At 40.7% G+C, this 17,431-nt stretch carries 22 protein-coding genes and 2 tRNA genes; 18 read left to right on the forward strand and 6 right to left on the reverse strand.

Going from position 1 to position 17,431, the window contains the following annotated elements; all coding sequences use genetic code 11:
- The first annotated feature begins 205 nt into the window (after positions 1–205).
- The 4 genes from rpoZ (at position 206) to mrcB (ending at position 5,772) form a co-directional block, all read left to right on the forward strand.
- Positions 206–487, forward strand: coding sequence for a DNA-directed RNA polymerase subunit omega (rpoZ, locus tag HMPREF0027_RS10395; RefSeq protein ID WP_005625045.1), 282 nt, complete (start codon positions 206–208; stop codon positions 485–487).
- Positions 488–589: 102 nt separating this feature from the next.
- Complete coding sequence (locus HMPREF0027_RS10400) at positions 590–2,296, forward strand: RelA/SpoT family protein (protein WP_005625047.1); 1,707 nt, start codon at positions 590–592, stop codon at positions 2,294–2,296.
- A gap of 129 nt (positions 2,297–2,425) precedes the next feature.
- Positions 2,426–3,283: a 1,4-dihydroxy-2-naphthoyl-CoA synthase gene (menB, locus tag HMPREF0027_RS10405; protein ID WP_005625049.1), complete on the forward strand. Its 858-nt coding sequence runs from the start codon at positions 2,426–2,428 to the stop codon at positions 3,281–3,283.
- Between the two features lie 80 nt (positions 3,284–3,363).
- A complete protein-coding gene (mrcB, locus tag HMPREF0027_RS10410; protein WP_005625051.1) occupies positions 3,364–5,772 on the forward strand; it encodes a penicillin-binding protein 1B in 2,409 nt (802 codons plus the stop codon).
- 101 nt (positions 5,773–5,873) lie between these two features.
- Here the strand turns inward: mrcB and ykgO are convergent, their stop codons facing one another.
- Together ykgO and HMPREF0027_RS10420 are read right to left on the reverse strand one after the other, a co-directional pair.
- Positions 5,874–5,999, reverse strand: a complete 126-nt coding sequence (gene ykgO / locus HMPREF0027_RS10415; RefSeq protein WP_005599425.1) for a type B 50S ribosomal protein L36 — start codon at positions 5,997–5,999, stop codon at positions 5,874–5,876.
- 9 nt (positions 6,000–6,008) lie between these two features.
- The gene (locus tag HMPREF0027_RS10420; protein WP_005625053.1) at positions 6,009–6,278 is read right to left on the reverse strand and encodes a type B 50S ribosomal protein L31; all 270 of its coding nucleotides are present in this window, start codon (positions 6,276–6,278) and stop codon (positions 6,009–6,011) included.
- A 218-nt stretch (positions 6,279–6,496) separates the two neighbouring features.
- Here HMPREF0027_RS10420 and rpe point away from each other — a divergent pair, with 218 nt between their 5' ends.
- The 14 genes from rpe (at position 6,497) to HMPREF0027_RS10490 (ending at position 14,762) form a co-directional block, all read left to right on the forward strand.
- Entirely contained in the window at positions 6,497–7,171 is a 675-nt protein-coding gene (gene rpe, locus HMPREF0027_RS10425; protein WP_005625055.1) for a ribulose-phosphate 3-epimerase, read from the forward strand.
- A gap of 278 nt (positions 7,172–7,449) precedes the next feature.
- Positions 7,450–7,683 (forward strand): acyl carrier protein, encoded by a 234-nt coding sequence (gene acpP, locus HMPREF0027_RS10430; RefSeq protein ID WP_005599419.1) that lies wholly within the window; start codon positions 7,450–7,452, stop codon positions 7,681–7,683.
- Positions 7,684–7,874: 191 nt separating this feature from the next.
- Positions 7,875–7,950, forward strand: a tRNA-Lys gene (locus tag HMPREF0027_RS10435).
- A gap of 23 nt (positions 7,951–7,973) precedes the next feature.
- Positions 7,974–8,049: transfer RNA gene (locus HMPREF0027_RS10440), tRNA-Lys, on the forward strand.
- Between the two features lie 117 nt (positions 8,050–8,166).
- Positions 8,167–9,201 carry an endolytic transglycosylase MltG gene (mltG, locus tag HMPREF0027_RS10445; RefSeq protein ID WP_005625057.1) on the forward strand — a complete coding sequence of 345 codons (1,035 nt, stop codon included), beginning with the start codon at positions 8,167–8,169 and terminating at the stop codon, positions 9,199–9,201.
- Between the two features lies 1 nt (position 9,202).
- Entirely contained in the window at positions 9,203–9,829 is a 627-nt protein-coding gene (tmk, locus tag HMPREF0027_RS10450) for a dTMP kinase (protein ID WP_005625059.1), read from the forward strand.
- A 2-nt stretch (positions 9,830–9,831) separates the two neighbouring features.
- Complete coding sequence (locus tag HMPREF0027_RS10455; protein ID WP_005625061.1) at positions 9,832–10,815, forward strand: DNA polymerase III subunit delta'; 984 nt, start codon at positions 9,832–9,834, stop codon at positions 10,813–10,815.
- Positions 10,816–10,877: 62 nt separating this feature from the next.
- A complete protein-coding gene (locus HMPREF0027_RS10460; protein WP_005625064.1) occupies positions 10,878–11,120 on the forward strand; it encodes a type II toxin-antitoxin system ParD family antitoxin in 243 nt (80 codons plus the stop codon).
- Positions 11,113–11,334 carry a type II toxin-antitoxin system RelE/ParE family toxin gene (locus HMPREF0027_RS10465; protein WP_005625066.1) on the forward strand — a complete coding sequence of 74 codons (222 nt, stop codon included), beginning with the start codon at positions 11,113–11,115 and terminating at the stop codon, positions 11,332–11,334. The genes HMPREF0027_RS10460 and HMPREF0027_RS10465 overlap by 8 nt, the downstream gene beginning before the upstream one ends.
- Before the next feature lie 73 nt (positions 11,335–11,407).
- On the forward strand, positions 11,408–12,196 hold the full coding sequence (locus HMPREF0027_RS10470) for a TatD family hydrolase (RefSeq protein ID WP_005625068.1): 789 nt from the start codon (positions 11,408–11,410) through the stop codon (positions 12,194–12,196).
- Between the two features lie 33 nt (positions 12,197–12,229).
- Positions 12,230–12,754, forward strand: coding sequence for a DUF1523 family protein (locus HMPREF0027_RS10475; protein WP_005625070.1), 525 nt, complete (start codon positions 12,230–12,232; stop codon positions 12,752–12,754).
- Positions 12,755–12,819: 65 nt separating this feature from the next.
- On the forward strand, positions 12,820–13,518 hold the full coding sequence (gene lpxH / locus HMPREF0027_RS10480; protein ID WP_420834423.1) for a UDP-2,3-diacylglucosamine diphosphatase: 699 nt from the start codon (positions 12,820–12,822) through the stop codon (positions 13,516–13,518).
- On the forward strand, positions 13,515–14,306 hold the full coding sequence (locus HMPREF0027_RS10485) for a glycosyltransferase family 2 protein (RefSeq protein ID WP_005625075.1): 792 nt from the start codon (positions 13,515–13,517) through the stop codon (positions 14,304–14,306). The genes lpxH and HMPREF0027_RS10485 overlap by 4 nt, the downstream gene beginning before the upstream one ends.
- Positions 14,307–14,369: 63 nt before the next feature.
- The gene (locus HMPREF0027_RS10490) at positions 14,370–14,762 is read left to right on the forward strand and encodes a YbaN family protein (protein WP_005625076.1); all 393 of its coding nucleotides are present in this window, start codon (positions 14,370–14,372) and stop codon (positions 14,760–14,762) included.
- A gap of 1 nt (position 14,763) precedes the next feature.
- On the opposite strand, the gene xerC is transcribed toward HMPREF0027_RS10490, so the two are convergent.
- The 4 genes from xerC to HMPREF0027_RS12860 form a co-directional block, all read right to left on the reverse strand.
- Positions 14,764–15,681 (reverse strand): tyrosine recombinase XerC, encoded by a 918-nt coding sequence (xerC, locus tag HMPREF0027_RS10495; RefSeq protein ID WP_081456975.1) that lies wholly within the window; start codon positions 15,679–15,681, stop codon positions 14,764–14,766.
- A 78-nt stretch (positions 15,682–15,759) separates the two neighbouring features.
- On the reverse strand, positions 15,760–16,050 hold the full coding sequence (locus tag HMPREF0027_RS10500) for a DUF5377 family protein (RefSeq protein ID WP_005625080.1): 291 nt from the start codon (positions 16,048–16,050) through the stop codon (positions 15,760–15,762).
- Between the two features lie 200 nt (positions 16,051–16,250).
- A complete protein-coding gene (locus HMPREF0027_RS10505; RefSeq protein WP_309570097.1) occupies positions 16,251–16,874 on the reverse strand; it encodes a class I SAM-dependent methyltransferase in 624 nt (207 codons plus the stop codon).
- A 215-nt stretch (positions 16,875–17,089) separates the two neighbouring features.
- A partial coding sequence (locus HMPREF0027_RS12860) for a DALR anticodon-binding domain-containing protein (protein ID WP_005625085.1) occupies positions 17,090–17,431 on the reverse strand: 342 nt, incomplete at its 5' end.

Genomic DNA, 17,431 nt, shown 5'->3' on the forward strand with positions numbered 1-17,431 from the left:
CCCCTTTATTTATATGAAAAAGAAATAAAAAGATTATTTGAATAAAGAAGATTCCATTTCTTAAAATATCTTCCAATAAATACAAGCGGTCAAATTTGATAAAGTTTTTGCAAATCTAGCCGCTTGCATTGTAAGCAGCAATGAATTTCTGTATAATCTGTCGTCTTTTTATAAACGAAATTCGCAAAAACTCTGGAGTAACAAAATGGCTCGTGTAACCGTACAAGAAGCAGCAGATAGAATCGGCAACCGTTTCGACTTAATTTTGACCGCGGCACGCCGTGCAAGACAATTACAACTTCACGTTCGTGAACCACTTGTGCCTGAAGAAAATGATAAGCCAACGGTTATCGCATTACGTGAAATCGAAAAAGGTTTAATCAATAGTCAGATCATGGATCAATTAGAAAACAATGATGCGATCCAACAAGAAGTTGCTGAACAAGAAGCGATCTCTTTTTTAGCAGATGTTCAAGCTAACGCTTAAGATCAAATTTATTCAATATTTAGATGGATAATTGACAATAAATAGTAGTACTATCTATTGTCAATTATCCATTTTTTAATTCTATTTTTCTCGAGGTGTACCGTGTATCTTTTTCAACCGTTAGATAGCATTATTCAGGGCTATTTACCTGCTGATAAAATCGAGCTGGTAAAGCGTGCCTTTGTGATTGCGCGTGATGCGCACGAGGGGCAAACTCGCTCAAGCGGAGAGCCTTACATTACTCACCCTGTAGCAGTGGCATCCATTATTGCGGAAATGAAACTCGACCACGAAGCGGTAATGGCGGCATTGTTACATGATGTGATTGAAGATACACCTTACACGGAAGAACAGCTTGCCGCCGAATTTGGTGCGAGTGTTGCGGAAATCGTGCAAGGCGTTTCCAAGCTGGATAAATTAAAATTCCGTACCCGCCAAGAAGCACAAGTTGAGAACTTCCGCAAAATGATTTTGGCGATGACTAAAGACATTCGAGTGGTATTAATCAAACTGGCTGACCGTACCCATAATATGCGTACACTAGGGGTGTTACGTCCAGATAAACGTCGTCGTATTGCGAAAGAAACGCTTGAGATTTACAGTCCGTTAGCACATCGCTTAGGCATTGAACATCTTAAAAATGAATTGGAAAATCTCTGCTTCCAAGCGATGCACCCTCATCGTTATCGTGTCTTACGTATGGCAATTGATATGGCGCGCGGTACTCGCCAAGATCTGATTTCGAGCATTTCTCACGAAATTCAATCACGTTTAGACGAAACCGGTATCAAAGGCCGTGTTTATGGTAGAGAAAAACACCTCTACTCGCTTTATGAAAAAATGCGTCAACGTGACCAACATTTCCATTCCATTTTAGATATTTATGCGTTTAGAGTGGTGGTGGAAAACCTAGATAATTGCTACCGTGTATTGGGGCAAATGCACTCGCTGTATAAGCCTCGCCCGTACAAAATTCGTGACTATATTGCCGTGCCGAAAAGCAACGGTTATCAGTCATTACATACCTCAATGATTGGGCATAAAGGTGTGCCGATTGAAGTACAGATTCGTACTGAAGATATGGATTTAATGGCGGAACTCGGCGTGGCGGCTCATTGGCGTTATACCGAAGATCAAACTACAGCAACCAGCGTACAACAAAAAGCGCAACAATGGCTGCGCAGTATTATCGAGCTGCAACAAAGCGCCGGTAACTCGGATGAATTTATTGAGAACGTTAAATCCGACCTTTTCTCCGATGACATTTATGTGTTCACGCCTAAAGGTCGTATTGTAGAATTGCCGGCAAAAGCAACCGCTATCGACTTTGCTTATGCGGTTCACTCGGATATTGGCGACCGTTGTGTCGGCGCAATCGTTGATCGCAACCCGTATCCGATTTCACAGCCGTTGCAATCTGGGCAAACAGTTGAAATTCTGACCGAACAAGGTAAACGTCCAAGCCCGTCTTGGCTGACGTTTGTGGTCAGTGCCAAAGCTCGTTCAAAAATCCGCACTGCACTGAAACATTTAGAAAATGTTGATCAGGTTACGGATGAAGTAGTAAAACCGGAACAGTTGGATGTTGATATCGAATTGGAAATCAAAGACCAGCCGGGTGTGTTGGCAAGTTTAACCAATGCGATTGCCTCGATGAACAGTAATATCGGCACAGTAGAAAGTCGCCCGAACGGCACGGGTAATTACCAAGTGAAAATGCGCATTTCCGTCACGGATAATGCTCATCTTTATGTAGTGATTCAGAAGCTAACCAAAGTAAACGGCGTCATTCGTGTCACAAAAGCCTAATCGTCTCTAAACATAAGCGGTGGATTTTTGTAAATTTTTTACAAAATTTGACCGCTTATTTTCTCGTTAATCCCTCTCAATTCGGCTATAATTGCCCGAATTTTTTATACACATTAAAAAGGAACTCCAATGTTATATCCAAGCGAAGAATTTCTTTATGCACCAGTTACATGGGTAGATCACAGCGAAGGTTACACTGATATTCGTTACCACAAATCAACCGATGGTATTGCAAAAATTACCATCAATCGTCCTGAAGTACGTAACGCATTCCGTCCACAAACGGTTAAAGAAATGATCCACGCTTTCGCCGATGCTCGCTTTGACGAAAAAATCGGTGTAATTGTGCTAACCGGTGAAGGCGAATACGCATTCTGTGCCGGTGGTGACCAAAAAATTCGTGGTGACTACGGTGGTTATAAAGATGACAGTGGTGTACATCACTTAAACGTGTTGGAGTTCCAACGTGATATTCGTACTTGTCCGAAACCGGTTGTGGCAATGGTAGCAGGCTATGCGGTAGGTGGCGGTCACGTATTACATATGATGTGTGACTTAACGATCGCAGCCGATAACGCAAAATTCGGTCAAACCGGCCCGAAAGTAGGTTCATTCGACGGCGGCTGGGGCGCAAGCTATATGGCTCGTATCGTAGGTCAGAAGAAAGCACGTGAAATCTGGTTCTTATGCCGTATGTACGATGCGCAAGAAGCATTAAATATGGGCTTAGTGAATACGGTTGTACCTTATGCGGATCTTGAAAAAGAAACCGTGCGTTGGTGTCGTGAAATGTTACAAAACAGTCCAATCGCATTGCGTTGCTTAAAAGCGGCATTAAATGCGGACTGTGACGGTCAAGCCGGTCTTCAAGAATTAGCAGGCAACGCAACGATGTTGTTCTATATGACGGAAGAAGGTCAGGAAGGTCGTAACGCTTTCAACGAAAAACGTGAACCTGACTTCAGTAAATTTAAACGTAATCCGTAATTACACCTACTATTGCCTCCCTTCTAAGGGAGGCTCTAACAAGCGGTCTAATTCGCTGACTTTTTTGCAAATAATTTTCTATGTCAAATACCCAAACCGAACCTCAAACGCCAGAACAAGAAGATAAACAGCTAAAGAAAAAACCGTTCTTTATTCCAACTTGCCTTAAGTTAGGTCTTGTCGGTGCTTGCTTTGCCGCATTTTACGGGATTTATCTCGATGGGCGTATTCGGGCCAAAATGGACGGTCAAGTATGGCAATTGCCGGCGGAAGTTTATAGTCGCATTGAAAGTATCAGCGTTGAAGATAAGTTATCACTTGAAGCAACCAAGCAAGCGTTGCTCGATAACGGCTACCGCCAAGTTTCTCAAATTGCCACGCCGGGCGATTTCAAAATTGAAAACAATACGCTCGTGTTGTTACGCCGTGCTTTCCCATTTCCTGAAACACCGGAAGCGCAGCGTGTATTACGTTTGCGTTTTGAAAACGACAAGCTATCGCACATCGAAGATTTAGTGCAACGCCGATTAATCAATGAGTTTCGCCTCGATCCGAAATTAATCGCCATGCTGCATTCGGATAATGACGAAGAACGCCAAGCGTTACGTTTACAACAATATCCGTATTTCTTAATTCAGGCATTAATTCTGACTGAAGATAAACGTTTCTATCAGCATGACGGTATCAGCCCTATGGGTATCGCCCGAGCATTACTGGTAAACTATCAAGCAGGTAGAACGGTACAAGGTGCGAGTACACTTACCCAACAATTAGTCAAAAACTTGTTCTTAACCAGTGAAAAGACCATTGTACGTAAAGTGAATGAAGCACTGATGTCGCTTATTTTGGATTTCCGCTACGAAAAGAACCGTATCTTAGAAACCTATCTGAATGAAATTTATTTAGGTCAAAACGGCAGCTATCAGGTACACGGATTTGCTTTGGCGAGTCAATTCTATTTCGGTCGACCAATCCAAGAAATTACTCCATCACAAATGGCATTGTTAGTTGGTATGGTGAAAGGCCCTTCCCTCTATAATCCGTGGCGTCATCCGGAAGCAGCACTTGAGCGCCGTAATGTGGTATTAAAATTATTACTTGAAAATCAAGCGATTACCCAGCCGGAATATGAATTATTAGTGAAACAACCGCTCGGAGTAAAAGAAAAAGGCAGTATTTATCGTCAGCAACCTGCATTTATGAAAACACTCAATCTCGATCTGAAAACAGAGTTAGGTGAAAGTAAATATGCGCAACTGTCCGGTGCTAGAATTTTCACAACTTTAGATCGCAAACAACAGCGTTCTGCCGAACAAGCAGTAATTAACGGCTTAGAATCACTAGAAGCTTCAAATAGTAAAATCAAAGATTTACAATCTGCGATTGTGGTTGCCGAATATAAAACCGGTAAGGTTCGTGCGATTGTGGGTGACCGTTTAACTCAATTTGCCGGCTTTAACCGAGCGATTCAGACTAAACGTCAGATCGGTTCATTGGTGAAGCCTTCAATTTATGCGATTGCGCTTTCGGATCCGAATAATTTCCGATTAAATACGCCGATTCAGAATAAACCGATTACGATTTATACCAAGGGTTCTCCGCCATGGACGCCGAAAAACTACGACAAAAAATTCAGCGGCTCGGTAATGTTAATGGATGCGTTAGTGCGTTCATTAAATATTCCGACCGTGAATATCGGTATGAAAGTCGGCTTAAAGAAAGTCATTGCAAAACAAAAAGAAATGGGTTGGGACAAAGCGGATATTCCGGCCTACCCTTCTATGCTGTTAGGTTCGTATTCGATTTCGCCGTACGATGTGACAAAGTCTTATCAGGTTTTAGCAAATAATGGCTTAAAAACACCATTAACCACGATTGAATCAATTATGTCGCACGATGGCAGTCCGCTTTATCAACGTAACGTTGAAGAAGTAAGCCAACAAGTATTAGCGCCGGAAGCTGCGATCCAAACCTTATATGTGATGCAGCAAGTGGTGGAACGTGGTACTGCCCGTGGCTTGCAAAATGACTTTGCGCATTTACGCTTAGCTGGTAAAACCGGAACAACCAACAATGCTCGCGATACTTGGTTTGTTGGTATCGATGGTGAAAACGTGACGACCGTATGGCTAGGTAAGGATAACAATACCGATACCAATTTAACCGGTTCTAGCGGTGCATTGTTTGTTTATAAACAATACCTAGAACGTGCATTGCCTACGGCGTTTAAATTACCGAAGTCAAAAAATTTACAGTGGGTAGGTATTAACAGCTACGGCACGATTAATTGTGATCCGAATCGCCAAATTCCGATGTGGCGGGACCGTGGACAACATTATTGTACCGGCGCAGACAATATCGTTGAAGCGAGCAAACCGACCGTATTAGCTGCAATTTCACTCAATAAGAGTAAAACAGAAAACACTAAAGCGGATGTAGCGGAAGATCAACAAGCACTCCCAACTGAAGAAATTGCACCGACTGAATAGCAAGCGGTCCAAAAAGACAATTTTTTTACCAATACAAAAGAAAAAATGCATATTCAAAATAACTTGAATATGCATTTTTACGTTATGTCATGTGAAAAAAATTAACGTTGGCGTGCTTTAAAGCGAGGATTGCTTTTGCAAATCACATAAAGTTTGCCTTTACGACGCACAATTTGGCAATCTGGGTGACGTGTCTTTGCCGTTTTCAATGAGTTTAAAATTTTCATATCTTATCCTTATTTTTTAGCCGTTAAACCAGCCATACCTTTAAAGCGTTCATTAAACTTGCTTGCTCGACCTTCCGTATTCGCCTCGCGACGTTTACCCGTATAAACTGGATGTGACGCAGATGACGTATCCAATGGATAAAACGGATATTCTTTACCATCTTCCCAAACCATGGTTTTATTAGTTGCAGCACAAGAACGAATTACCCAGCCCATTTGTACCGAGCTATCATAAAACAATACTTCACGATAATTTTCAGGGTGAATCCCTTTTTTCATAATAAAAATCCTCCAGAGGCTTATTTATTCCAATAAATAAAAAGTGGATATATCCTACCTGAGAACCGTTTTTATTTCTATAATTTTTTTATGGATATAATTCTTTTGGTTAATTTTTGTGCTAAATAATAAAAGTGCGACTTAGATCGCCTTTTCTTTTTGTATTTTATGATAGGCTACACACTAAAACTGATTGACTATATTTATAAGGATAAAACATGGCTCAACAACCGTTTTTAATCGCCCCATCTATTTTATCTGCTGATCTCTCACGTTTAGGCGATGATGTTGCAGAAGTATTAAAAGCCGGTGGCGATATTATTCATTTCGATGTAATGGATAACCATTTTGTGCCGAATCTGACGTTTGGTCCGGCAATATGTAAAGCATTACGTGATTATGGTATCACTGCGGAAATTGACGTTCACTTAATGGTAAAACCGGTCGAACGCTTAATTCCGGATTTTGCCAAAGCAGGGGCGAACTATATTACCTTCCATCCGGAAGCGACCGATCATATCGACCGTACTTTGCAAATGATCCGTGATCTTGGCTGTAAATCGGGTTTAGTGTTCAATCCGGCGACACCGCTGAGTTATTTAAATTATGTGATGGATAAAGTGGATATGATTTTGCTGATGGGTGTTAATCCTGGTTTCGGCGGACAAAGATTTATCCCAGCCACCTTAGAAAAGCTACAAGAAGCTCGTCGTCGAATTGATAAAAGCGGCTACCCTATCCGTTTAGAAATTGACGGCGGCGTAAAAATTGAGAACATCGCAGAAATCGCTAAAGCGGGAGCAGACACTTTCGTTGCCGGTTCAGCGATTTTCGATCAACCCGACTACAAAGCGGTTATCGATCAAATGCGTGCCGAATTAACACAAATTTAAGGCGATAAGCGCTTCTATTTTGCAAAAAATTGGCGAAAATGAACCGCTTGTGAGTGAGAAAATCACTTACAAACCGTAATACGCTATGGATAAAGCCTATTCATAATGTTAAAATATCGATCGCTTTTTTGTCCGATTACTACGGATAAACAATTTTAGTTCTTGTGTGAGAAAATTTAGGCTGGTTTGACCTTGCTTTAAAAGCGTTGAATTTAGCATTTTTTTCTTTACACTATTTAATTCTCGCACTTAGGCGAATTTCACATAGGAAAAACAAAATGAGCATTGAAGAACGCGTAAAAAAAATCATCGTTGATCAATTAGGTGTTAAAGCTGAAGACGTTAAACCAGAAGCTTCATTCATTGAAGATTTAGGTGCAGACTCTTTAGACACTGTTGAGTTAGTGATGGCTTTAGAAGAAGAATTCGATATCGAAATTCCAGATGAAGAAGCTGAAAAAATCACAACAGTTCAATCAGCGATTGACTACGTGACAAAAGCTAACGCATAATTTCGAATAAGGCGGTCAAATGACCGCCTTATTTTTTGCCTAAATGATTGCAATTTTTCCGTTCTGTTTAAATAGATTGTTCAAAAATAATCGGAATCGTTTACAAACCATTCAAACAAGATAAATTTGCCAAAAAGCACTTGACCATTTTTCTTAAATCCGTATTATATACGCCTGTTACGCAACGTTAAGGGTCGTTAGCTCAGTCGGTAGAGCAGCGGACTTTTAATCCGTTGGTCGAAGGTTCGAATCCTTCACGACCCACCACTTAACTTGTGATACCTTCTAAAGGGTCGTTAGCTCAGTCGGTAGAGCAGCGGACTTTTAATCCGTTGGTCGAAGGTTCGAATCCTTCACGACCCACCACTTTATATCCTTACAAATTTTCTTGAAAAAATAACCGCTTATTTCGTGTTTATAGTGTAAAATTCACAGCATTTTTACTGCAATTATTCAACACATCATTTACAGCGAACTTATTTAATGATCAAAAAACTTGTTATTTCACTCGGTTTAATCGGCGTTGTCGCTTTAGGTGGCGTATTCTACGGCTACCAAAAACTCAATAATTTAGCCAAACATCCAATCACCACTAAAGCGGACCAATTCTTCCTGTTAGAAAAAGGCACATCCAGCCAAAAACTAGCACAATTGTTGGAAGAACAAGGCATTATTAGTCACGATGATGTAAGCTTACTGCCCTATCTTATGCGTTTTAAACCGGAACTCAGCAAATTCAAAGCAGGGACTTACTCACTTAACGGACTAAATAGCGTTGAAGACTTACTGAAACATTTTAGTTCCGGCAAAGAAGCTCAACTTAACGTACAATTTATCGAAGGTAAAACCTTTAAGGTTTGGCGTGAAAAATTGGCAAAAGCAAGCTATATGCGACACACGTTAACCGGAAAATCCGAAGCGGAAATTGCTCAATTGCTTGGCATTACCCATGAGAAACTTGAAGGTTGGATTGCGCCCGATACTTATGGCTATGTACCGAACTCAAGCGATTTAGCCTTACTGAAACGTGCTTATCAAAAGCAACAAAAAGCATTGGATAACGCTTGGCAAAATCGTGCGGAAAATCTACCGCTTGCTAACTCGTATGAAATGCTGATTTTGGCTTCTATCGTGGAGAAAGAAACCGCAGTTGCGAGCGAGCGCCCACAAGTGGCTTCCGTATTTATTAATCGCCTCAGATTAAAAATGAAATTACAGACCGACCCGACCGTAATTTACGGCATGGGCGATCGTTACAACGGTAATATTCGTAAAAAAGATTTGGAAGAAGCAACACCTTATAATACTTATGTAATTGACGGTTTGCCGCCAACGCCGATTGCGATGCCAAGCGAAGCTGCTTTAAAAGCCGTTTCACAACCGGATAATACGCCGTATCTCTATTTTGTGGCGGACGGCAGCGGCGGACACAAATTTAGTAAAACCTTAAGCGAACACAATCAAGCGGTTCGTGAATGGATCAAGATTGAACGAAACAGAAAACTTGAGAAGAAATAAGATGCGAGGAAAATTTATTGTTCTGGAAGGTTTAGAAGGTGCAGGTAAAACCACCGCACACCAAGTGATTTTGGCTCAGCTGGAAAAAGCGGGCAAAAACGTGGTACAAATCCGTGAACCCGGCGGTACACCGTTAGCGGAAAAGTTACGCCATTTAATCAAACACGAAACCGAAGAAGCAGTCAGCGATAAAGCCGAATTACTGATGTTATATGCGGCACGCATTCAGTTAGTCGAAAACGTGATTAAACCGGCGTTGGCAGAAGGCAAATGGGTGTTGGGCGATCGTCACGATATGTCTTCACAAGCCTATCAAGGCGGTGGACGTCAAATTGATCGTCACTTACTCGAAACCTTAAAAGAAACCGTTTTAGGTAAATTTGAACCTGATTTAACCATCTATTTAGATATTGATCCTGCGATCGGTTTAGCTCGTGCCATAGGTCGTGGTGAATTGGATCGCATTGAACAGCAAAGTCTCGATTTCTTTTATCGCACACGTCAACGTTATTTGGAACTGACACAAAATAACGAGAAAGCAGTGATCATTAATGCGGAACAATCTATCGAACAAGTTGCCGCAGATATTCAACAAGCGGTCGAAAACTTCTTAAACATTGCAAAATAAATATGCTGTATCCTTGGCTTCAACACACTTATCAACAACTAACAGAATCCTTTTTACACGGGCGTGGCCATCACGCCCTGTTATTTAAAACCGATTCGGGTTTAGGCACAGAAACGCTGATTCGTCATTTTGCGCATTGGCTACTTTGCCAAAATCCGCACGGCGAACAAGCCTGTCAGCAATGTAAAAGTTGTTTATTGACCACTGCCGGAAACCACCCCGATTTCCATATCTTAGAACCGATTGATGATAAAGATATCGGTATTGATCAAGTGCGTGAAACCAATGCCAAATTGCAAAACTTCTCGCAACAAGGTGGCAATGCGGTGGTGTATATTCGAGGTGCGGAACGCTTAACCGAAGCAAGCAGCAATGCGTTACTAAAAACGCTCGAAGAACCGCATAACAGCGTTTATTTTCTGCTTGAAGCTCCACTACAAGGTGCAATGCTCCCGACCATTCAAAGTCGCTGCCAAACGTGGTTAATTCATCCGCCGGAAACGGATATTGCGTTAGATTGGTTGCAAGCAAACTGTAGCGGTGTCGATTTTGCCTCTTGTGAAATTGCGATGCGTTTATGTCATCAACGCCCACTGATTTGCAAAACTTTTTTAGAAAACGACCACTTGCAAGCCCGTAAGACCTTTTTGCAAACCTTTTGGCGTTTCTTTAAAAGTCGAGATGTATTGCTACTCTTCACGGCATTCGATAAAGAAAAAGAATTGGTATTGCAGCAGTTAGAATGGTTGGATAGCTTTTTTGCCGATGCATTAAAAACCAAAATGGATATCGCAATCGGTTGGACAAATCCGGATTTACAAGCCGGTATTCTGCCGTTTAGCCAACAACTCTCCGCCCAAGCGTTGCTAAAAGGTCACCAAATCCTGCAACAAACCCGCCAAGACTTACAACAAGTGAATGCGGTGAATTTGGAATTGATGTTACTTAACTGCCTGACGCGAGTTGTGTTAGAGGTGTTTGAGTAATTCATTGGTAAAATTAAACACTTCTGCTATTGTATGAATAATTCACACAAAAAGGAAAGATTATGGCAAGAACAACCAGTGTTACTTTAGGCGAGCCATTAAATGATTTCGTTAATCAAATGGTAGAAAGTGGACATTACGGTTCAACAAGTGAAGTGGTGCGTACTGCCTTACGTTTGTTAGAAGAAAAAGAGCAATATCTCGTGCAATTACGTCATTCTATTCAAGAAGGTATTGATAGCGGCGAATGTAATGATTCTTTTGATGAAATCGTTACACAAGCAAGAGGTACCGCTAATGTATAAGTTTTCGGTAAAAGCTAAGCAAGATCTAACCGCTATTACCCACTATACAACGGAACAATTTGGACATACGCAATCAGATGAATACTTAAACCTGCTAAAAAAGACGTTAGAAAATATTGCTTCCTTTCCCCAAATAGGCATTTCTCGAAGTGAGATTGGTTTAAATATTTTTAGTTTTGTTTGCCAATCTCATACTATTTTTTATCAAATATAACTAAACTATATTTTAGTGGTTCGTATTCTAAACAATAGAATAGATCATAAACATTATATGTAGGAAAAAAACATTGAAAGACTTATTTATTATCGACTCACATTGTCATTTAGACGCTTTAGATTATGAAACTCGCCATAAAAACGTGGACGAAGTCATCGAAAACGCTAAAGCACGTGGTGTTCATCACTTTATTTCGATTTGTACCACGCTTGGGCGTTTTGATGCGATGAAAGCCTTAACGGCACATCGTAATGATGTTTCACTATCTTGTGGCGTGCATCCGTTAAATGTCGAAGAAGAGCCATTTGATTACGATAAATTACTTACCTTCGCACAGGATGAAAAAGTAGTGGCAATCGGTGAAACCGGTTTAGATTACCACTACACGCCGGAAACCAAAGCGTTACAACAATCGCTGTTTTCACAACAAATTGAAATTGCCAATAAAGTGAATAAGCCACTTGTTATCCACACCCGCTCGGCTCGCCAAGACACTATCGATATGCTGATTGAGGGCAAAGCGGAAAATTGCGGCGGTGTATTACACTGCTTTACCGAAGATTGGGATATGGCAAAACGTGCATTGGATATCGGTTTCTATATCTCGATTTCGGGTATTATCACCTTCCGTAATGCAGAAGAATTGCGTGATGTGGTACGTAAAGTGCCACTCGATCGTTTATTGGTTGAAACCGACTCGCCTTATCTTGCACCAATTCCGTACCGTGGTAAGCAGAATCAGCCGGCCTATGTGCGTGAAACTTGTGAATATCTTGCCGCACTAAAAGGCGTTTCAACTGAAGAATTAGCTCGCATTACCACTGAAAATGTGCAAAACTTATTCAAGATTAAACTCTAATCTATCAAGTTAAAGGTTAAATAAGGAACCCGAATGAAAGCGATTTTAAAATATTTTCTGATTCTCGTCTCACTCTCATTTTTTATTGTGTTGGGTGGTGCGGTCAATTATGCGATGCCAAGCTATGAAACCACCACGGTAACCGGTATGGAAGTGCGCCGTATGGATAAAGACGGCATCATCAGCAAAGCAAATCCGGCAGACGGTGAAGTGCGTGATGTGTATTTCTTATTTACCGAGAATCCGGAAACGAAAAAAGTGATGGTATATCGTAACGAAGATACCGGTTGGGGCTTACCGCCTTATTTCAAATTCGGTTCTGCCGATATTCAAGCTAAAGCTCAAGCGTATGCGAATGAAAAACGACTGGTGCAAATTAAATATTACGGCTGGCGAATCAATTTCTTAAACGAGTTTAGAAACATTGTGTCAATCAAACCGTTAGCCGAAGGCGAAAGCAGCTCAATGCCGATTTTCAGTTATATTCTATACGGCGTATTAGCACTGCTCTTCTTCCTGTCTATTCAATTTATTCGTGGCATCTTCCGTAGCGAATAACCTATTCCAAGCGGTTCAATTTTGCTAAAATTTTGCAAATTGAACCGTTTTTTATTGCGAGCAAAATGATTTATTTTATTGCAGACCTACACCTCAACGAGGCACAACCTCAGATCACCGAACACTTTTTGCAATTTATGCAACAAAAAGCACCGCTTGCAGAAAGTGTGTATATCTTAGGCGATTTCTTTGATTTTTGGATTGGCGATGACGAACAATCCGCTCTTATCGACCAAGTGAAAAATGCCCTAAAAACCCTCACTACAAGCGGTGTAAAATGCTATTTTATTTGCGGAAATCGTGACTTCTTATTGGGCAAACGTTTTGCCCAAGAAACCGGTATTGAGATTCTACCCGATTATTATCTGCTCGATTTATACGGTCATAAAACGCTGATTTGCCACGGTGATACGCTTTGCATTGATGATGTGAAATACCAACAATTCCGCCGTAAAGTGCATCAGAAATGGCTGCAGTGGCTCTTTTTACGTTTACCGCTCTCTCTGCGAATTCGTATCGCACAAAAAATTCGTGCGAAGAGTAAACAAGATAAACGGCATAAACCCGCCGACATTATGGACGTAAATCCGGCATTTACTGCAGAAACAGTAAAACGCTTTGGTGCAACTTATCTGATTCACGGCCATACCCACCGCCAAGCGGTACATTCCGAAGCAGAATTTACCCGTATCGTCCTCGGCGATTGGAAAGTGGATTATGCTTCCGTTTTAAAATTTGATGAACAGGGATTTGAGTTTGTATGATAGATGTGATTATTCCTTGCTATAACGCCGAACAAACGTTGGTGCGGGCGGTACAAAGTGCGTTAAACCAGCCGGAATTAGGCACTTTATGGTTGGTTGACGATGCCTCAACCGATAATACGCTCGCATTAGCTCAACATCTGCAATCACAAGTACCGCATAAAATTAGTGTCGAGCAGATGCCAGAAAACGGCGGTGTAGCGAAAGCACGCAATTGGGGGGCATTACAAAGTGAAGCCGACTTTATCGCTTTTTTAGATGCGGATGATGCCTACGAAGATCATGCTTTACAAATTGCCGAAGGCATTTTCACTTTCCGACCGGAAATCAGTGTGGTACGTCTTGCACTAAAACCGATAGATATGCCCGAGCGTTATAGCAGCCACCCGAATTTTGAATATGCTTGGCAACATATGCGAATGACCTGTGGAGGAAATACTATTTTTCGCCGTTCATTTTTTCTCGCTTGCGGCGGCTTTCCACAACACCAACTTTTCCGAGAATTAGGTGGTGAAGACGGGGCTTTAGGTATTGCCACCACGCAAATCAGTGCGGTTGCTACCGCATTTAATGATGCCGGCGTGTTACATTATTGCCGTGACGGTATGCACGCCGAACGTTTACTGGACGCAATCTTGTTTAATAAAACGTCCCCAGGGGTAACGGCAGAAAAAATGGCTGAAGCACAAGCGGTAACAGATAAAATTTGTGAACAAATCACGCAGCTTAAAACTTGTCTAGAAACGAAAAGACTCGGGATAAAACCATTAAATACTCAGTGGAATTAGTTGAAAATTAGCGAAAATAGGTCTAGTATTTGCGTTTGAAATTAATTATCAAATGTAATAACTATGAGACTATTTTATATCGCTATCGGTTTTTTATGTATCGGACTGGGTATTTTAGGCGCTATTTTACCGGGTCTACCGACTACACCTTTTTTATTACTTGCGCTTTTCTGCTTTAGTAAAAGTTCGCCTCAATTACAACAATGGTTTATGCGTACCAAAATCTATCAAAAATATTTAAAAGATTATGATGAAAAACGTGCGATGACTATGAAGCAAAAAATCACTATTTTAATGATTTCTGCCCCATTTTGCCTGTTCTCGTTTTTCGTGTTACCGAATATTTGGGGCCAACTGGCATTAGTCGCCGTAGTTATTTGCCAATATTGGTATTTCTTCTGCAAAATGGAAACATTGCCTGCAGAAACCCAAGCTCAAGGACGTTCAAACACTTAAACTACTCCTCTTCTTTTTTGCGTCTCGCTCTCGGGTGAGCCGCATCATAAATTTGGGCAAGATGTTGAAAATCTAAACTAGTATAGATTTGTGTAGTGGATAAACTGCTATGCCCCAATAATTCTTGCACCGCGCGTAAATCTCCACTGGCTTCCAGCATATGAGTTGCAAATGAATGACGTAATTTATGCGGATGTAAATGTGTTTCTAACCCCTGCTTTTTGCCCCATTTCTGCATCGCAAGTTGAATCGAACGATGCGATAATCTCCCACCTCTTTTATTTAAAAACAGCGCATTATCCTGTGGATTAAAATCATGGCGCCCCCCAAGCCAAGCCTGCAATGCCTGTAAAGCTTTCGTACCGATTGGCAAAATACGTTCTTTATTACCTTTACCCAATACTTTTACTTCACGAGCATTCAAATCCATATCACCGAGATCTAAGCCTTGTAATTCGGATAAACGTAATCCGGAACTATACATTAATTCCATCATCGCTAAATCACGTAGTTCGAGCGGTTCGCTTGTTTCCGTATTTAATAATTGCCCGATTTGTTCCGCATCAATATTTTTCGGTAGATGCTTGCCAACTTTCGGTGACTTAATCCCCAATGCCGGATTGACGGTCATTTGTTCCTGCTGCACTAAATAATTAAACCACTGGCGTAATGCCACCAAACGTAAACCGATACTCTTAGCACTCAACCCTTGTTTATGACTTTGAGTGAGCATCCAACGCACCGCAGCCACATTCACTTCTTGCCAAGCACCAATCCCCGCCTGACTAAACATTTCGCTAACAGCCAATAACTGACGTTGATAATTACTGAGAGTATGAGGACTGGCTTGCTTTTCAATACGCAGATAATCCCAATACGGTTTAGTTTGCAAATAAAGAGCGTTTTGTGAATTTAGCATAATGATAAAAAGTAGAAAGGTATTAAATGGAGGAAAAAGACAAGCGGTCAAATTTGCAAAAATAACCGCTTGTTTCAATTAAGCGAGGTTAAGCTGACCGATACGTACGCCAACATTACCTAACGCCACCGGGCTTAAATAATCGCCTAAAAACTCAAAGAGTTCATTTACATCAGTAAATCTACGTTGAATTTTTACATCTTCTTCCACTTTACGTGTGAACTCATACCGAATGTTGTCACCATCAATTTTCACTTCTAAAGTAATGAACACCGTTTCAAAAAAATGGTTTACATTACCTTCTTCACCCGGATCGCTAACACGCACATTCCAATGGTTACTAAATAAAACTTCGGTCTTTACTGACATCTTGTTACCTCTTATTACTTATATGTTGTGTTAAATCATTATTCTCTGAACAGCATAAATTCGAAGAGTAATTTTGTTTTATATTATTTATTTGTCTAGCATAGCGATTATAAACCAAACTATCTAGCATAATTTATAATTAACGTTTACGAGCCAAGATATAAAACGGCTGATAAGTTAAAGATACATCGCCGTCTTGGCTAAACTGTCGGGTATATTGATGTATAAATTCCTGATAAAAAATCTTCGGTCCATTGCACCGTTTTTAACTGTGAAATACCCGTATACTCTAAGTGAGTAATCACTTCTTCCGGCGATTCAAATAAAAAGCATAAACCGTCTTGCTCAATACTGAGAATTTCAAAATCCACTTCCAATTGATTTATCCAGTCCAATAATGAAGGATAATCACCACTTTCCCCGACAAGTGCTCGAATTTCATGGAAATGTTGCGGATTCACACTATTAAACAGCAAATAACCGCCTCGTTTTAATTTTGCTTTGGCACACTTTACAAATGTTTGAGTACAAGGTAAATGCTCAACCACAGACGCAGCGGCTAACAAATCGTAACCATCACCCAGTGGTGTATTTAAGCAATCACCAAACACAAATTCGCTTTTCATCAGCGTAAAATTGCGTTGTAATTTCTCGGCCAAATAAGGCTGATACTCTTCGTATAAATCTTTTAACACTAGATGTTCAGCACTAAAATCTGCTAAAAATTCTGCGGAAAAGAGTCCTGCACCACAACCAATCTCAAGTACCTTATTAAAGTGTTTCGGTGCATTTATTTTTAATAGCTCGATCAGTTTTTTATTTATCGTTCTTTATGCAACCGCATAGGATTCATAATTTTTTATCATGCATGCCGCTGCCTTATCCACTGTCGGATAATTTCCCATCATTAATTTCTCCTTTTATAAATGTGGTAAAACCTAATACATACTTTATAGCTACGAATGTCTCTTTATATGCTATTTTTATTTTGACACTCGAAAAAAAGCCCTATACCAAAGCATAGGGCTTAGAGTGATAATTATTGTAACAATGAAATATCTGCCACTTGCAAGAACAGCCCTTGTAATGTATTCAAAATCGCTAAACGATTTTGACGTAACTCTGGGTCTTCTGCATTTACCATCACATTGTCAAAGAAATTATCCACCGGCTGACGTAAGCTTGCTAACTTATCTAATACAGCGGTATATTCACCTTGTGCAATCAACGGCTGAACTTCCGTTCTTAATCCAAGTACCGCTTCCGCAAGTGCTTTCTCTGCCGGCTCAACACAAGCGGTCGGATTTACCTCACCGATTGCAACATCTGCTTTCGCTAAAATATTGCTTACACGTTTATTCGCTGCCGCCAATGCTTCCGC

This window comes from Actinobacillus ureae ATCC 25976, assembly GCF_000188255.1.
GTDB classification, from domain to species: domain Bacteria; phylum Pseudomonadota; class Gammaproteobacteria; order Enterobacterales; family Pasteurellaceae; genus Actinobacillus; species Actinobacillus ureae.

Bases quoted from the DNA above. Each gene is read 5' to 3' on its own strand.
- rpoZ (WP_005625045.1), top strand. From the start codon at position 206: ATGGCTCGTGTAACCGTACAAGAAGCAGCAGATAGAATCGGCAACCGT.
- menB (WP_005625049.1), top strand. From the start codon at position 2,426: ATGTTATATCCAAGCGAAGAATTTCTTTATGCACCAGTTACATGGGTA.
- mrcB (WP_005625051.1), top strand. From the start codon at position 3,364: ATGTCAAATACCCAAACCGAACCTCAAACGCCAGAACAAGAAGATAAA.
- ykgO (WP_005599425.1), bottom strand. From the start codon at position 5,999: ATGAAAATTTTAAACTCATTGAAAACGGCAAAGACACGTCACCCAGAT.
- HMPREF0027_RS10420 (WP_005625053.1), bottom strand. From the start codon at position 6,278: ATGAAAAAAGGGATTCACCCTGAAAATTATCGTGAAGTATTGTTTTAT.
- rpe (WP_005625055.1), top strand. From the start codon at position 6,497: ATGGCTCAACAACCGTTTTTAATCGCCCCATCTATTTTATCTGCTGAT.
- acpP (WP_005599419.1), top strand. From the start codon at position 7,450: ATGAGCATTGAAGAACGCGTAAAAAAAATCATCGTTGATCAATTAGGT.
- mltG (WP_005625057.1), top strand. From the start codon at position 8,167: ATGATCAAAAAACTTGTTATTTCACTCGGTTTAATCGGCGTTGTCGCT.
- tmk (WP_005625059.1), top strand. From the start codon at position 9,203: ATGCGAGGAAAATTTATTGTTCTGGAAGGTTTAGAAGGTGCAGGTAAA.
- HMPREF0027_RS10455 (WP_005625061.1), top strand. From the start codon at position 9,832: ATGCTGTATCCTTGGCTTCAACACACTTATCAACAACTAACAGAATCC.
- HMPREF0027_RS10460 (WP_005625064.1), top strand. From the start codon at position 10,878: ATGGCAAGAACAACCAGTGTTACTTTAGGCGAGCCATTAAATGATTTC.
- HMPREF0027_RS10465 (WP_005625066.1), top strand. From the start codon at position 11,113: ATGTATAAGTTTTCGGTAAAAGCTAAGCAAGATCTAACCGCTATTACC.
- HMPREF0027_RS10475 (WP_005625070.1), top strand. From the start codon at position 12,230: ATGAAAGCGATTTTAAAATATTTTCTGATTCTCGTCTCACTCTCATTT.
- lpxH (WP_420834423.1), top strand. From the start codon at position 12,820: ATGATTTATTTTATTGCAGACCTACACCTCAACGAGGCACAACCTCAG.
- HMPREF0027_RS10485 (WP_005625075.1), top strand. From the start codon at position 13,515: ATGATAGATGTGATTATTCCTTGCTATAACGCCGAACAAACGTTGGTG.
- HMPREF0027_RS10490 (WP_005625076.1), top strand. From the start codon at position 14,370: ATGAGACTATTTTATATCGCTATCGGTTTTTTATGTATCGGACTGGGT.
- xerC (WP_081456975.1), bottom strand. From the start codon at position 15,681: ATGCTAAATTCACAAAACGCTCTTTATTTGCAAACTAAACCGTATTGG.
- HMPREF0027_RS10500 (WP_005625080.1), bottom strand. From the start codon at position 16,050: ATGTCAGTAAAGACCGAAGTTTTATTTAGTAACCATTGGAATGTGCGT.